At 66.6% G+C, this 13,685-nt stretch carries 12 protein-coding genes; 7 read left to right on the forward strand and 5 right to left on the reverse strand.

All coding sequences use genetic code 11. The features are described 5' to 3' along the window. Window positions 1-259: 259 nt before the first annotated feature. On the reverse strand, window positions 260-1,762 hold the full coding sequence (locus E1263_RS25105; RefSeq protein ID WP_132171518.1) for an MFS transporter: 1,503 nt from the start codon (window positions 1,760-1,762) through the stop codon (window positions 260-262). Between the two features lie 104 nt (window positions 1,763-1,866). Between E1263_RS25105 and E1263_RS25110 the strand changes: the two genes are divergently transcribed. Then, a complete protein-coding gene (locus E1263_RS25110; RefSeq protein WP_132171520.1) occupies window positions 1,867-2,712 on the forward strand; it encodes a helix-turn-helix transcriptional regulator in 846 nt (281 codons plus the stop codon). Here the strand turns inward: E1263_RS25110 and E1263_RS25115 are convergent. Continuing rightward, complete coding sequence (locus E1263_RS25115; RefSeq protein WP_132171522.1) at window positions 2,705-5,203, reverse strand: X2-like carbohydrate binding domain-containing protein; 2,499 nt, start codon at window positions 5,201-5,203, stop codon at window positions 2,705-2,707. The two genes, E1263_RS25110 and E1263_RS25115, sit on opposite strands and share 8 nt — an antisense overlap. A gap of 102 nt (window positions 5,204-5,305) precedes the next feature. Continuing rightward, the gene (locus E1263_RS25120; RefSeq protein WP_132171524.1) at window positions 5,306-5,929 is read right to left on the reverse strand and encodes a DJ-1/PfpI family protein; all 624 of its coding nucleotides are present in this window, start codon (window positions 5,927-5,929) and stop codon (window positions 5,306-5,308) included. 63 nt (window positions 5,930-5,992) lie between these two features. On the opposite strand from E1263_RS25120, the gene E1263_RS25125 reads away from it, so the two are divergent. From E1263_RS25125 to E1263_RS25150, 6 genes are all read left to right on the forward strand, one after another. Beyond that, entirely contained in the window at window positions 5,993-7,324 is a 1,332-nt protein-coding gene (locus E1263_RS25125) for an aminotransferase-like domain-containing protein (protein WP_132171526.1), read from the forward strand. 20 nt (window positions 7,325-7,344) lie between these two features. Further along, complete coding sequence (locus tag E1263_RS25130; protein ID WP_132171528.1) at window positions 7,345-8,190, forward strand: methionyl-tRNA formyltransferase; 846 nt, start codon at window positions 7,345-7,347, stop codon at window positions 8,188-8,190. A 102-nt stretch (window positions 8,191-8,292) separates the two neighbouring features. After that, window positions 8,293-8,955, forward strand: coding sequence for a fasciclin domain-containing protein (locus E1263_RS25135; RefSeq protein ID WP_132171530.1), 663 nt, complete (start codon window positions 8,293-8,295; stop codon window positions 8,953-8,955). Between the two features lie 93 nt (window positions 8,956-9,048). Beyond that, window positions 9,049-9,654 carry a sigma-70 family RNA polymerase sigma factor gene (locus E1263_RS25140; RefSeq protein WP_337590287.1) on the forward strand — a complete coding sequence of 202 codons (606 nt, stop codon included), beginning with the start codon at window positions 9,049-9,051 and terminating at the stop codon, window positions 9,652-9,654. Continuing rightward, window positions 9,651-10,370, forward strand: coding sequence for an anti-sigma factor (locus E1263_RS25145; protein ID WP_132171534.1), 720 nt, complete (start codon window positions 9,651-9,653; stop codon window positions 10,368-10,370). Before E1263_RS25140 ends, E1263_RS25145 begins: the two co-directional genes overlap by 4 nt. Before the next feature lie 95 nt (window positions 10,371-10,465). Next, window positions 10,466-11,680: a glycoside hydrolase family 16 protein gene (locus E1263_RS25150; protein WP_132171536.1), complete on the forward strand. Its 1,215-nt coding sequence runs from the start codon at window positions 10,466-10,468 to the stop codon at window positions 11,678-11,680. Here E1263_RS25150 and E1263_RS25155 read toward each other — a convergent pair. Further along, entirely contained in the window at window positions 11,677-12,969 is a 1,293-nt protein-coding gene (locus tag E1263_RS25155) for a sensor histidine kinase (RefSeq protein WP_132171538.1), read from the reverse strand. The genes E1263_RS25150 and E1263_RS25155 overlap by 4 nt on opposite strands. A gap of 2 nt (window positions 12,970-12,971) precedes the next feature. Beyond that, window positions 12,972-13,655, reverse strand: a complete 684-nt coding sequence (locus E1263_RS25160) for a response regulator transcription factor (RefSeq protein WP_132171540.1) — start codon at window positions 13,653-13,655, stop codon at window positions 12,972-12,974. Window positions 13,656-13,685: the final 30 nt, after the last annotated feature.

Consider the following 13,685-nt stretch of genomic DNA (forward strand, 5'->3'; position numbering starts at 1 on the left):
CGGTGATCGCGGTCCGGTTGATCTCGCCGGTGGGGGTGCGGGGGCTAGTGGGGACTGCGGCCGACCAGCATGGCGGATTGATCAAGCGACGTGTCGAGGTGGCGGTGGAGGTGGATGCATTTCGATCCGTCAGGGTCGTTGGGTGGAACGTATTTTGCGCATGGCGACCTCGAGTTTCCACTCGGCGCAGTTCTTGGACCTCAGCCACACGCCGTACGAGACCGGCCGCACTCAACCTCAAGCGAAGACCAGCGGAGACCTACTGCGAATTATCTGGCATCAAATTCGCGTTACCGGGCTGGGACGGTGTCACTCGGCCGCCGGCCACAGACAGGGGGCGGGTGAGGGCGGCGTACAACGCGAGGCCTGCATGGACGACCGCTAACAGCAGCGCCACGACATGGAGCGCAACCACCGAGGCGGCCTTCGCATCGGTGACGGCCAGTCCGGAGACCACCGGCAGGTGGAGGGTTTCGGTGAGCGTAGGCGCGAGGCCGGGACCGCCGAGGCGGAAGACCGCGGCGGCGAGCGAACCCAGCAAGGCGATCCCGAGGGCGTTGCCTAGTTCGTTGCTGGTTTCGGCGATGGCGGCTGCGGCGCCGGCTCGGTCGGTGGGGACGGCGCCGACGGCGGTGTCGGCGACCACACTGAAGGAGATGCCGTAGCCGATGCCGGAAACCACGGTTGAGGCGACGTACCAGGTGACGCCCCCGCTCACGTCGACGAAGACCAAGAGGAGCACACCTGCGGCGATGAAGGTGTGGCAGGCGACGAGGGCCGCGCGGACACCGGTGCGGGCGACGATGCGTGGCGTCACGATGCAGGTGACGGTCAGGACAACAGCACCCGGTACGGCGAGGAGGGCGGCGTGCAGCACGGGGATTCCGAGGACGGATTGCAGGTGGATGGCCGTGAGGTAGGCGGTTGCGGACCAGGCTGCCAATGGAACGAATCCGGTGATGATCGCGAGGGTGAAGACGCGGTCTCGGAAGAGCGTCAGGTCGAGCAGCGGGTACTCCAGCCGCCGCTGCCGACGAATGAACCACCAGAGAATCGCCAACCCCACAAGGCCGATTATCACCGGTACGACGGCCAGACCGGATGCCGCGAGGCGTTTGACCGCGTATGTCGTGAGCAGGAGACCGGCCACTGACGACAGCACGCTCAACACGTCGACCGTACCGGGGCGGACAGCGCGGACCTCGCGGAGCAGGAAAGGTGCCAACAGCAAGAATATCGCGACGACCGGGACGTTGATCAGGAAGACCGAACCCCACCAGAACCTGGTCAGCAATTGCCCGGCCACCACCGGCCCGATCGCGAAACCGGCCGCGAACGCCGCCGCGAAGATGCCGACCGCCTGCGATCGGCGGCGCGGATCCGGGAACAGCTCGCTCAGCACCGCTAGGGCCGAGGGCAACAAGGTCGCCCCCGCGATCCCCATCAGCGCACGCAGAGCGATCAGCTGCTCCGGCGTCGTCGCGAACGATGCGCCGGCAGAGCTGAGGCCGAAGAGGGCAGCACCGATCATCAGCAGCTTCAGCCGCCCGAACCGATCCCCCAGGCTCCCGAAGGCCACCAGCAACGACCCGACCGCGAAGCCGTACACGTCAAGGATCCACAAGGACTGATCAGCTGTCGGCTGCAGTTCGGCGGTGAGCTGCGGCATCACCAGGAACAGGATCGAACCGTCCATCGCCACCAGGAGGACCGGACCGAGGATCACCAGCAGGCCGAGCCACGGCCGTTGTGCACGCTTCATGGCTCAGACGGTCCGCGATTCGAACCCGACCAACCAGCCCTCTGCTGTGGGTACCTCCGATTGGGTTACCCAGTACGTCGCTCCGCCCGGCTAGGCTCGGTCGCATGGAGCTGGAGGGACTCGGCACGTTCTTACGCACTCGGCGCGCACGTGTCGCCCCGGTGGAAGCCGGGCTGCCCAACTACGGCACAGCTCGTCGCGTGCCGGGCCTCCGCCGCGAGGAGCTGGCCCAGCTGGCCGGTGTCAGCGTCGGCTACTACACGCGACTCGAGCAGGGCCAGGCGAACACAGCATCGGAGCAGGTGCTCGACGCGCTCTCCCGAGTCCTGCGGCTGGATGAGGCCGAGACTGCCCACCTGCACAACCTGGCCAAGAAGCCTCCGGCCAGGCTCGTCCGCAGCCGCCCTGAGCGTCCGCACGCCCGAGTGCTCGCACTCCTCAGCTCTCTCCAGGAGACGACTCCTGCAGTCGTGCTGGGGCGACGCGGCGACGTACTGGCGTGGAACCGAGCCGGCCACGCCATGCTCGCCGGTCACTACGACTTCGACGCACCGGACGACCCGCGTCGACGCCCGTCCGTTCCGCGGATGTATTTCCTGGACCCGCTCAGCCGCGATCTCTACCGCAACTGGGAAGAGAACGCCCGCATCCACGTCGCGTACCTACGCCTCACCGCGGGCCGGCACCCCACCGACGCCCAGCTCGCCGAACTGATCGGTGAGCTGGCCATGCACAGTCGCGAGTTCGCGACGTACTGGGCCACCGGCGATGTCGCGGACTGCACCGTCGGCCGGATGCTGCTGGAGCACCCGACCGTCGGTCCGCTCGATGTCGACTACCAGGTCTGGTTACAACCCGACAGCCCTGGACATCGGCTGGAGGTCTACACGCCGAGCGATGCTGCCTCGGCGGATGCCCTCCAGCTACTGGCTCACTACCGGACTACTTGATGAGGTAGGCGAAGGTGTCGTGGCGGAGGGCTTCGCCGGAGACCTTCACGATCTTGAGGGTGTGCTGGGCATTCTTCAGGTTGGTTGCGGTGAAGACCTGGCGGTTGGTGACTCGGGCGTCGCCGTGCAGGTTGACCCGCTTGACGACCTTGCCGTCGAGGTAGACGTCGGCTTCACCCTGGTCCGGAGCAAGGGCCGTGGACCAGTCGATCGACGTACCGGTGAAGGTGAAGGAGGCTGCGGCGCCGTTGGCCGTGGTGGCGTGGACGTCGTCGCGGTAGTCGCCGCGGAAGCGGAAGTCGAGGGCGAGGGCCCCGACCGGCTGCTTGGCGAGGTACTCCTTCTTGATGGTGACGGTGCGGCCGGTGACGGTGTAGTCGGTGCCCTTGACCAGGTCAGCGCCGCCCTTGGAGAGTGCGGCGAGCTCGGCCGGGTCGCGGCTGATCTCGATGCTGACGTCAGCCGGCTGGGCCTTGTTGAAGGTCGCCTTGTCGGGGTTGAGCAGGCTTTCCTGGCGGATGTTCAGCTTGTCGACCAGCATGAACTGGCCGGACTTCTTCACCGCGCGGATGGTGTGCGCGCCGTTCGGCAGGTCGGAGATGCTGAAGACGACTTGCTGCGCTCCGCGCCCGTCGGCCTGATAGGTGTTGACGGTCTGCTTGAGCTGGCCGTCGATGTAGATGTCCACCTCGCCTTGCGAGTTGTGCGTCTCGGTCACATAGTCGACGCCGTTACCGACGAAGCTGTACGAGAACGAGTCACCGTTCTGCTCGGAGTACTGGACGTCGTCCTGGTAGTCACCCATGCCGCGGCCCGTACTGCGGCTCCACGAACCGGTGTAGACGATCTGGGAGTTGTCGTTGTTGACCTCGACGGTCCGGGTGCCGGCGTTCGCGGCGCCCGGTGCGCTCGCACCGGCCGAGTCGGAGACGGTCACGCTTAGCGGCTCACTGACCGCGGGCACCTCGTAGTTGCCGTTGCGCTTCCAGTCGCCGTCGTACTTCACCCGCAGGTCGTCGTCGTTGACCTTGATCGTGGAGTTCTTCTGCGGCGTGATCTTGAACAGCCGAGTGCCATGAATCGGTACGTCGTTCGCCGTGAAGCTGCCGTTGAACGTGCCGAGGTCCTTCTTCGCCCACAGGTCGCGGACCTTGGCGGATCCGGTCAGACCGAGATCAGCGAAGGTCGCGGTCATGTTCGCGTCGGTCTGGCCGAGGTTGAACAGGGCGACGGTGTAGCTGCTGTCGGCGTTGAGCGAGTACCAGACCTGGCGGTTCGACGTGGTCGAGACCGGGTGCGCGGGTCGGCCAGCCTGGTTGACGGCAATGACCTCGCGGTTCGTCAGCAGGTCGAGACCGTACTGGTCGAGCCTCGTCATGTCGTTACCGACGTAGAACGGCGCTGCCGACACGGCCCAGAGCGTGGCCGCCGTACGGCGTTCGTCCTTCGTCATACCGTCCATCTGGCCGTTGCCGACGTTCAACGAGTCGAGGTCGTTCCAGCCGCCGGGGCCAGCGTGCCGCCACCAGTCGGCGAGCTTCGGGAAGAGCCGGCTGATGTTCGGCCAGGCGGTCAGCGCGACGCCTTCGCAGTAGCACTCGACGTCCCAGTCGATCCGCCAGCCGTTGGAGTACTGCTTCCAGTAGTCGGCGTAGTTGATGTCCAGCGCCCAGGACAGCTCGAGCCAGATCTTGTGCTTGGCCAGCGCGGTCGACCAGGCCTTCACGTCGTCGCGCGCGTCCAGCGTCAGGTTGCTGACGCCCGAGCCCGGCGTGACGCTGTCGAACTTGAGGAAGTCGATCCCCCAGGAGCCGAACAGGTCCGCGATCGAGTCGATGTACTTCTGCGCGCAGGGCTTGGAGAAGTCGAGCTTGTAGCCGATCCCCCAGTAGTCGGCCTTCACCAGCGGCCGCACCGGCAGATCACCGGTCTTGCACTCAGGAGCGCCGTACACGGGCAGGTTCGCGTCGATCACCTGCTGGCCGATGCCGGGGATCGCGTAGATCCCGATCTTCTGGCCGTTCTTGTGGATGTGATCGATCAGCTTCTGGAAACCGCTCGGGTAGTTCGTCTCACTCGGGGTCGGACGTCCGTAGCCGTCGATCCCGCCGTTCCAGGCCGCGTCGATGTTGATCCGGTTGAAGCCGTACGGCTGCAGCTTCTTGTGCATCGCGTCGGACTGCGCCGTGATCTGCTTCTCGTTGATCCAGGTGCTGCCGTTCCCGGCGTACACCTGCATGCTGTAGCTGCTCCAACCCATGTACGGCTTGTCCGCCTGCGCGCCCGCCGGTCCACCAGGAGCCACCGTGACGTTGGACGGCAACGGAGCCGGCGGTACGGCGCCCTGCTGCGAAGCGGCGTCGGGGACAGCCCCCGGGCCCGGCACTGGCGCCGCGGACGACACCGCTGCCGAACCGGTGGGAATGAGGGCAGCGAGGAGGAGCGTGGCGACCACGCCTCGCACAGCCTTGGTTCGGATGGATCTCGTCATGAGCGGCGACCTTCTGCCTGGCGGATCGGATAGGATATGGGAATCTTGATCGGGTTAAGTAAGTCCGTCAAGATCCGATAGGAAATCCGAAGCCGCCTAAGCCTAAGTCAGCGCGGGTGTGAGATACGGCGTGACGTTCTGGAGCGCTCTGGCTACATATTCATTCTTTTCGCCGACCGGAGCGACGTAGTGCATCGCCTCCTTGGCAGCGTCCAGACTGTGCAACCGGGCGATGATCCAGGTAGCCAGGTAGGTCGACGCAAGACACCCGCCGGCCGTGGCGAGATTGCCGCGCGCGAAGAACGGCTGATTGAGGACGTCGACCCCAGCCGCGATCACCCAGGGCTTGGTGGTCACATCGGTACAGGCGGGGACATTGTCGAGCAGACCGAGCCGGGCCAGCACGAGCGCGCCGGAACACTGCGCGGCGACGAGCTGACGCTCGGGGTCGAGACCCCGCAGCACGGACATGATGGCCAGGTCTTCGACCACCTCACGGGTCTTGCTGCCACTGCCGACGATGACGGCGTCGGCACCCCAGGTCTCCCCGAGGTCCATCGTGGCATCCATGGTGACGCCGTTCATCGAGCGCACCTGCCGAGTAGGGCTCGCGATCGACACCTCCCAGCCGGGGACCCGGTTGAGCCCGGCCCGATTGAGTATGGCCAGAGCGATCAGCGAGTCGAGTTCGTTGAATCCGTCGAAGGTGAGGATCGCGATCTGCATGCTGGAAACGGTACGCCGGTCAATCCATGACGATCGAAGAATTGTCATGCATACAATGCCGTGATGCGGACCCCGAAGTACAAGGCGCTGGTCGACGCGCTGTCCGAACAGATCCACAGTGGTCAACTGCCGGCCGGAACCCGGCTGCCGACCCATCGGCAGCTGGCTGCAGCCGAGGGCATCGCACTGGTGACCGCCTCCCGCGTGTACGCCGAACTCGCCGCGATGGGCCTGGTCAGCAACGAGCAGGGTCGAGGCACGTTCGTGCGCGATCTGTCGGCGGTCGACGAGTTCGATCAGCGGTCGGTGGCCGTTGATGCTGTCGACCTCCTCTTCAACTCTCCCTCAGTTCCCGGGCAGGCGGACCTGCTGCGGCGCGCCTTGCGGGAGTTGGCCGCGGCCGGGGACCTCGAATCGCTACTGCGTTATCAGCCGCATCGAGGGCGAGTGCAGGATCGGGAGGCAGTTGCCCAGCACCTGCGCCGGCGCAACCTGACGGTCGGGCGGGAACGCGTGCTGATGGTGAACGGCGCTCAGCACGGGCTGGCCGTGGCGGCGATGGCGATGTTCCAGCCCGGCGATGTGATCGCGGTGGATGCGATCACCTATCCAGGGTTCATCGTGCTGGCCCGGACGCTGGGGCTCGAGCTTGCACCACTGCCCGCCTCGTCCACCGGAATCGACCTGGAGGCGCTCGAGCAGCTGTGCCGACGGAGACGCGTGCGCGGGATCTACGCGATCCCCACCGTGCACAATCCGCTCGGCTGGGTGCTCTCCGCCGAGGCCCGGGACCGGTTGGTCGCCATTGCCCGGCGGTACCAACTCACGATCATCGAGGACGCGTCGTACGCGTATCTGGCCGAGGATGCCCCACCGCCGCTGGCGATGCTCGCTCCGGAACTGACGGTCTACGTGTCGGGGTTGTCGAAGAGCGTCTCGACAGGACTACGGATCGGGTACGTCGTTGCGCCCGAACCGCTCGTGGCGGCGCTTGAACGGGTCATCATGGCGACCACTTGGCAGACGCCGGGAGTCACCGCGGCCATCGCGTGCCGGTGGCTCGAGGACGGCACGGTCGGTCGGCTCGAGGTCCAGAAGCGCGCGGACGCCAAGGAGCGACAGGCCATCACGCTGGACGCATTGGGCGACTTACCGTCGATCGGGCATCCGTCGTCGTACGTGCGCTGGTTGCCGTTGCCGCCGGATACCCGGCCGGATCGGATCGTGGCCGCGTTGACTCGGCGCCGGGTCGCGGTGTCGACAGCGGCTCCGTACGCGACCACGCCCGCCGTACCGCACGCGCTGCGGCTGGCGATCGGGTCGGTGGCGCTCGCCGGGCTGGCGGACGCCGTACGGGCTGTGCGGGAGGAAGTGCTCGAAGACGCGACCCGGTGAGCTCGACGTACTGTCGTGCCATGAGGGTCGTCGCGCTGAGCGCTTACCTGCCGAGCTACCGGATCATCTCGCGCTGGGCCGAGCGCAACGGGCACGAGATCGTGCTGGTGGTGACACTGCCTCCCACCAATCGGTACGGCGCTGGGCCGAGCCCGTTCGCCGATCCCGTTTCCGCGGAAACGAACGTGCTGATGACCAGCAAGCTGAAGTCGATCGCGACCCCGGTCATCGGTGCGCTGCAACCTGATCTCGTGGTGTCGGCGGCGTTCCCGCGGCTGATCCCGGAGGAGATTCTGCGGATCCCGTCGTACGGCGCCTTGAACCTGCACCCGACGCGGTTGCCGAACGGTCGCGGGCCGAATCCCGCGCGAGTCGTCTATGAGGGCTCACCCACGGTCGACGTGACTGTGCATCGCACCGCCAGCGCCTTCGACACCGGCGCGATCATGGCGCAGCGCTCGGCTCCACTGCCCGTCGACTTGAGCGGTGCATGGCTCTTCAACGCGTGGGTCGAACTGCTTGGCGACGCGCTCGACGAGGCCGGCGCCAAGGCGTTCGCGGGTGATCCCGGCAGCGCGCAGGACGACTCGATTGCGTCGTACGCCGGCGTCTTCGAGCCGAGTGAATGTGAGCTCGATCTGACCGAGCCCAGCGCGAGCATCATCCGGAAGACGGCGGCGCTGAACATGTTCATGCCGCGCGCGACCGCGGTCATCCAGGGTTCGCCGGTCCTGATCAGCTCCGTGCATGTTGCTGGCGGCAACAACCCCGCCGCAGCGGGGACAGTGCTCGCCAAGCACCCGGACGGCTGGGACATCCAGACCGCGGACGGGACGCTTCGGGTGGTCGCCGAAAACATCGTCTGAAATTTCTTCGACGATCCACCCATCCGGCCTGAGCGCGGCGGCGAAGAGCAGATGTGAGCGACACCGTTCACAGCTTCTCCCCCTCTCAGGAAAGAGATCGTCATGTCTCGTAACATCGTCCGCGCCGGACTCGCTGCGTCTGCTCTGGCCCTTGTTCTGGCGACCTCGGCATGTGGCGGTGGCGACAGCAAGGCCGGCGACACCCCGTCGTCCGCGCCGTCCTCCGCGCCGTCGAGCGCCCCGTCCAGCGAGCCCTCGATGGACAACGCCGCGGGCCTGGTCGGCAACGGCTGCGCCGACTACGCCAAGGCCAACCCGACCGGCGCCGGCTCGATCGACGGCATGGCCGCCGTACCGGTCGCCAACGCCGCCTCCGGCAACCCGCTCCTCACCACCCTCGTCGCCGCCGTCTCCGGCAAGCTGAACCCGAAGGTCAACCTGGTCTCGACGCTCAACGGCGGCGAGTTCACCGTCTTCGCACCCGTCGACTCCGCCTTCAAGAAGATCGACGCCAAGACCATCGAGACCCTCAAGACCAACGACGCGCTGCTGTCGAAGATCCTGACCTACCACGTAGTCGCCGGTCAGCTCGACCCGACCGCGGTCGTCGGCAAGCACCCGACCGTCGAGAAGCAGGACCTCACCGTCACCGGTTCGGGCAACGACCTGAAGGTCAACAACGCCAACGTCATCTGCGGCGGCGTCAAGACCGCCAACGCCACCGTCTACCTGATCGACACGGTCCTGATGCCCCCGGCAGCCTGATCTGCAGCTCCGTAGTAATTGGACCGGTGCCCCGCGCAGTTGCCGTGGGCACCGGTCCGGGACACGATGTGGTTCGAACAGAGGATTGACAGCGTGAGCGAACCGACCGCACTCCCCTGGCCGGGCAACGGAGCCCGCCCAGGAGTCACCGATGCCGATTTGCTGGCCCGCACGGCCGGCGGTGACACCGCGGCGTTCAGCACGCTCTACGACCGGATCAGCCCCTGGGTCTACGGACTCGTCCGGCGGGTCCTGCGCAACCCGGCCCAGTCGGAGGAGGTGACCCAGGAAGTGATGATCGACATCTGGAAGACCGCCAGGCGGTTCGACGCCGCGCGCGGTTCGGCGCACTCGTGGATCCTCACCATCGCCCATCGCCGGGCGGTCGACCGGGTCCGCTCCGAACAGGCCGCGACCGACCGCAACGACCTGGTCGGTTCCCGGAACGCCGAGGTCGACTTCGACCAGGTCTCCGACACCGTGACGACCCGGCTCGAGGCCGAACAGGTGCGCCGCTGCCTGGGTACGCTGACCGAGCTGCAGCGTGAGTCGATCACCCTCGCTTACTACAACGGCTACACCTACCTGGAAGTGGCCCAGCAACTCGACGCAAAACTGCCGACCGTCAAAGCCCGAATGCGCGACGGTCTGATCCGGCTCCGTGACTGCCTCGGAACCAGTACGGGGGGTACGCGATGACCGAACCAGATGTTCACACGCTCACCGGACCGTATGTCCTGGACGCCCTGCCCGAGGACGAGCGGATCCGCTTCGAAGCCCACCTGGCCGAGTGCCAGTTCTGCACCGCCGAGGTCGCCGAGCTCCGCGAAGCCGCGATCAAGCTGGCCACGCAGGTCGAGATGGCACCGCCGCCGCAGCTCAAGCTCAACGTCATGCAGGCGATCGAGAACGTCCGCCAGTTGCCGCCAGTGGTCGCCGGTACGACGGAAGTCGCCGGGGCGAAGCGTTACAGTCGCCGCTCGGTGTTCGCCTTGGCCGCCGCCGCGATGGTGATTGCCGGGGCCGGCGGGGTTGCTGTCGACCAGTACCGGGGCAAGAACGCCGCCGTACAGGCCAATGAGCAGATGGCTGCGGTGCTCGCCCAGCCGGACGCCGTGACCGCGCATGGCTCGGTGAATGGTGGGGGTCAGGCGACCACGGTGATGTCTGCGCGCGCCGATGCGGTCGTCGTCGTCCTGCATGGTCTGCCGAAGCCGGCCAACGGAAGGACGTGGCAGCTGTGGTTGATGGATGCCAAGCAGAACGCACGCTCGATCGGGCTCACCTCGGGTGATGTCACGACCGTGATCCAGGGCAATGTCGTCGGGCAGACAACCTTCGGGCTGACTGACGAACCGAGTGGTGGATCGCCCAAGCCGACGACCACGCCGGTGGCCGCTGTTCAGATGGCCTGAAACTGCCACCACCTGACGAACGTTTCTGCTAGGGAGAAAATCGATTTCTGTGCCGTCGCCCACGGCACGGAAATCACGCAGAGACGGAGTCAGACATGAAGTTTGCCCGCCCGCAGCGTTGGGTGATCGCTCTTGCGACACTCACGTTGCTGGGGTCAGGTGTCGTCGCTGAGGCGGCCGACAACCTCGCCCCTAATCCGGTTCTCGCCAGCACTGCGACTGGCTGGGGAACCATGTCCGGCGGCACCGGCGCCCGGGTCGTCATCACCGGTCACCCGGCCGCGTCGTACGCGTATCAAGTCACGCTCTCCAGTGGCACGGCCGGGATCTACCTGCCGCAGCTGACTGTTGCCGGAGGCAAGAAATACACGGTTGCTGTTGATGCCAAGACCGCTGGGTCGGCGCGGATGCAGATGGACTGGTACGGCGCGAACGGTGGCTACCTCGGGAGCACCGAGGGAGCGTCTGTTGCGACCAATGCATCAGGCTGGACGAAGGTTTCGGCTCAGTTCACGGCCCCTGCTGGGGCGACGAACTCGCATCCGTTGACGTACATCTCCGGTGGGTCGGGAAAGTGGCAGACGACCGCGGCCGACTATCGCGTGGCCGGGGACGACCCGCCGCCGACTGGCGATGGGGACACTGCGGCTGAGAACTACCACTGGGGTACGGCGCTGCCGGCGAGTGATGAGTTCAACTACACGGGTGCTCCGGATCAGGCCAAGTGGGGTATCTACGGCGGGGCAGACGGTTGCGCTCCGGGGCATGCCGGCAACGGCCAGCGGTGCGGCTACACGAACACCGTGCAGGGCGGGTATCTGCGGCAGACCGGGTATGCGAATGGCGATACCGCTGGGCTCGCATCGCAGTACGGGCAGAAGTACGGGCGGTGGGAGGTGCGTGCTCGCGTCCAGTCGGCCGGCGGTAGCGGGGCGGCGTACCACCCGGTGTTGATCACTTGGCCGGACTCGGATCAGTGGCCGCAGGGTGGCGAGTACGACTACTTCGAGGTGAACGTCGGGGAGACGCGCGCGACCGCGTTCATGCATCACCCGACGGACGGGCCTGTGGTTCAGGACGAGTACCACTCGGGGTCGCTGGATCTGGCGCAGTGGCACAACTATGGCTTCGAGTGGGCGCCGGACGGGCTGACCGGGTACATCGACGGGCAGCCGTGGTTCCACGACACCGATCCCGACGTACAGGCTCCGGGACCGATGCATCAGACGATCCAGCTCGACAACTTCTGCGGATGCTCGATGCAGAAGGCGTACTTCGATGTGGACTGGGCTCGGGTCTACACCCGTTAAGGCACAGCCAAGGTGAGGACCACTTCATTGCGTCTGATGGTGAGGTGGCCGCCGGTGGCCTCGGCATAGCGACGAGCTATGTCGAGGCCCAGGCCCGTTGAACCCCGGTCGCTGCGACCGCGCTCCCCTGCTCCCAGCGGGATCCCTGGACCTTCATCCGCGACGGTGATCTGTACGGCGTTTGCTGAGCGCAGCATGGTGATTCGGGCCGGTGTGCCGTCGGGGGTGTGCGCGACGACGTTCTCCACCAGGGCGTCGAGGGCTGCGGCCAGGTCCTCGGGTGCGGAGCGGACCATCGCGGGTGGGTCCGGGAGGTCGAGCGTGAGGTCGCGGCCTTGGTCCTCGAAGAGCGGTTCCCAGAACGCTGCGCGATCTTTCGTTACCTGGATGGCGTCGCAGTGTGGGACCCGGCCTTCGCGCTGCGGTCGTCTTGCCGCGCTGATGATCGCGGTCAAGGTGCGTTCGAGGTTGGTGACTTGGGTGTTGAGTTCCTCGGCGCGTTCGCGGTCTGGGAGGGCTTCGACTTGGAGTCTGAGCGCGGTGAGTGGCGTGCGGAGTCGGTGGGACAGGTCGGCCACCGACTCGCGCTCGACGGCGATGACCTCGTCGATGCGGTCGGCCAAGCGGTTGAGGGCGGCACCTACCTTCGCCACTTCGGCTGGTCCGGTGACGGGGGCGCGGGCTTCGAGATCGCCGCCGGCCAGGCGTTCCGCCGTACTGGCTGTTTCTTCGAGTGGACGGGCCAGGCGGCGGGAGACGAGCTCGGCGCCGGCGATGCTGAGCAGGAGCACGAGTAGACCCGCTGCGGCGACGACGAGGACGCGGGGCGTCAGACCGTCGTACAGCTGATCGCCGGTGAGATACAGGCAGACCGAGGCGGGGCCTTGCTTGGTGCCGACATCGATCTCGACAGCCAGGCCGCCGTTGATCTTGCGGTAGTCGGGGTCGCCGATCTTGGGCGGGCCCTTGTGATCGTCGCTGTAGTCGGTGGGGGTGTTCTTCGGCGCGGAAACCCCGCCGGGCGGGGCGTCGCCGAGCGTCGTACCGTCGGCGAGGCGGACCGAGATGCGGCCGGGACCATCGGTGAAGCCTTGGACGTAGTCCGCGATGTCGTTCTTGGTTTTGTCCTTGTCGCCGACGTAGTACGCCACGGACTCGGCGCGGAGACGGGCCTTCTCCTTGGACTCGGTCACTGTCGTGCTGCGGAGGAGCAGGACCAGCGGTACGGCGAATCCGACCACGACGAGGGTGGTCAGGCCCAGCGAGAGGAGGAGGATTCTTCGGCGCATCTTCAGGCTTCCAGCACTGCGAGTTTGACGCCGACGCCACGGACGCTGTGCAGGAGGCGCGGGGCCGCTGCGGTCTCGCCGAGCTTGCGCCGCAGCCAGGACAGGTGGACATCGACCGTTCGGTCGCCGCCGCCCCACGGCAGTCCCCAAACCTCAGCCAACAGCTCCCGCTTGCTGACGACCGCGCCGGGTCGTCTGGAGAGCGCGAGCAGGAGGTCGAACTCCTTGCGAGTCAGCTCGACCGGGTGACCGTCGAGCGTGACCTCGCGACTGCGCGGGTCGATCTTCAACGGGCCGACATCCACGGTCACGTCCTGCTGGTCCGTACCGAGCCTGCGCAGAACCGCCCGGATCCGCGCGTCGATCTGCGCTGAGCTATACGGCTTGATGACGTAGTCGTCAGCCCCGGCATCGAGCAGCTTCACGACACTCGCGTCGTCGTCCCGCGCCGTCGCCACGATGACCGGCACATCACTCACCGCCCGCACCATCGCCAGCACGTCGCGCCCATCCAGATCCGGCAGGCCAAGGTCGAGGAGCACCACCTCAGGGCGCTCCCGCGCCACCCCCGCCACACCGTCAGCGCCACCAGCCACCGCCGTCACCACATGGCCAGCCGCCGTCAGCGCTTTCGTGAGCGACGTACGAATCGCATCGTCATCCTCAACCAACAACACCCGAGCCATACCCCTGAGCCTAACCACCCATCCCCGCCC

It is taken from the genome of Kribbella antibiotica, from assembly GCF_004349055.1.
GTDB lineage: Bacteria > Actinomycetota > Actinomycetes > Propionibacteriales > Kribbellaceae > Kribbella > Kribbella antibiotica.

What these genes read in the sequence shown, in the direction of transcription:
- E1263_RS25110 (WP_132171520.1), top strand. Translation starts at nt 1,867, where the DNA reads ATGGAGCTGGAGGGACTCGGCACGTTCTTACGCACTCGGCGCGCACGT.
- E1263_RS25145 (WP_132171534.1), top strand. Translation starts at nt 9,651, where the DNA reads ATGACCGAACCAGATGTTCACACGCTCACCGGACCGTATGTCCTGGAC.
- E1263_RS25115 (WP_132171522.1), bottom strand. Translation starts at nt 5,203, where the DNA reads ATGACGAGATCCATCCGAACCAAGGCTGTGCGAGGCGTGGTCGCCACG.
- E1263_RS25135 (WP_132171530.1), top strand. Translation starts at nt 8,293, where the DNA reads ATGTCTCGTAACATCGTCCGCGCCGGACTCGCTGCGTCTGCTCTGGCC.
- E1263_RS25155 (WP_132171538.1), bottom strand. Translation starts at nt 12,969, where the DNA reads ATGCGCCGAAGAATCCTCCTCCTCTCGCTGGGCCTGACCACCCTCGTC.
- E1263_RS25105 (WP_132171518.1), bottom strand. Translation starts at nt 1,762, where the DNA reads ATGAAGCGTGCACAACGGCCGTGGCTCGGCCTGCTGGTGATCCTCGGT.
- E1263_RS25150 (WP_132171536.1), top strand. Translation starts at nt 10,466, where the DNA reads ATGAAGTTTGCCCGCCCGCAGCGTTGGGTGATCGCTCTTGCGACACTC.
- E1263_RS25120 (WP_132171524.1), bottom strand. Translation starts at nt 5,929, where the DNA reads ATGCAGATCGCGATCCTCACCTTCGACGGATTCAACGAACTCGACTCG.
- E1263_RS25125 (WP_132171526.1), top strand. Translation starts at nt 5,993, where the DNA reads ATGCGGACCCCGAAGTACAAGGCGCTGGTCGACGCGCTGTCCGAACAG.
- E1263_RS25130 (WP_132171528.1), top strand. Translation starts at nt 7,345, where the DNA reads ATGAGGGTCGTCGCGCTGAGCGCTTACCTGCCGAGCTACCGGATCATC.
- E1263_RS25160 (WP_132171540.1), bottom strand. Translation starts at nt 13,655, where the DNA reads ATGGCTCGGGTGTTGTTGGTTGAGGATGACGATGCGATTCGTACGTCG.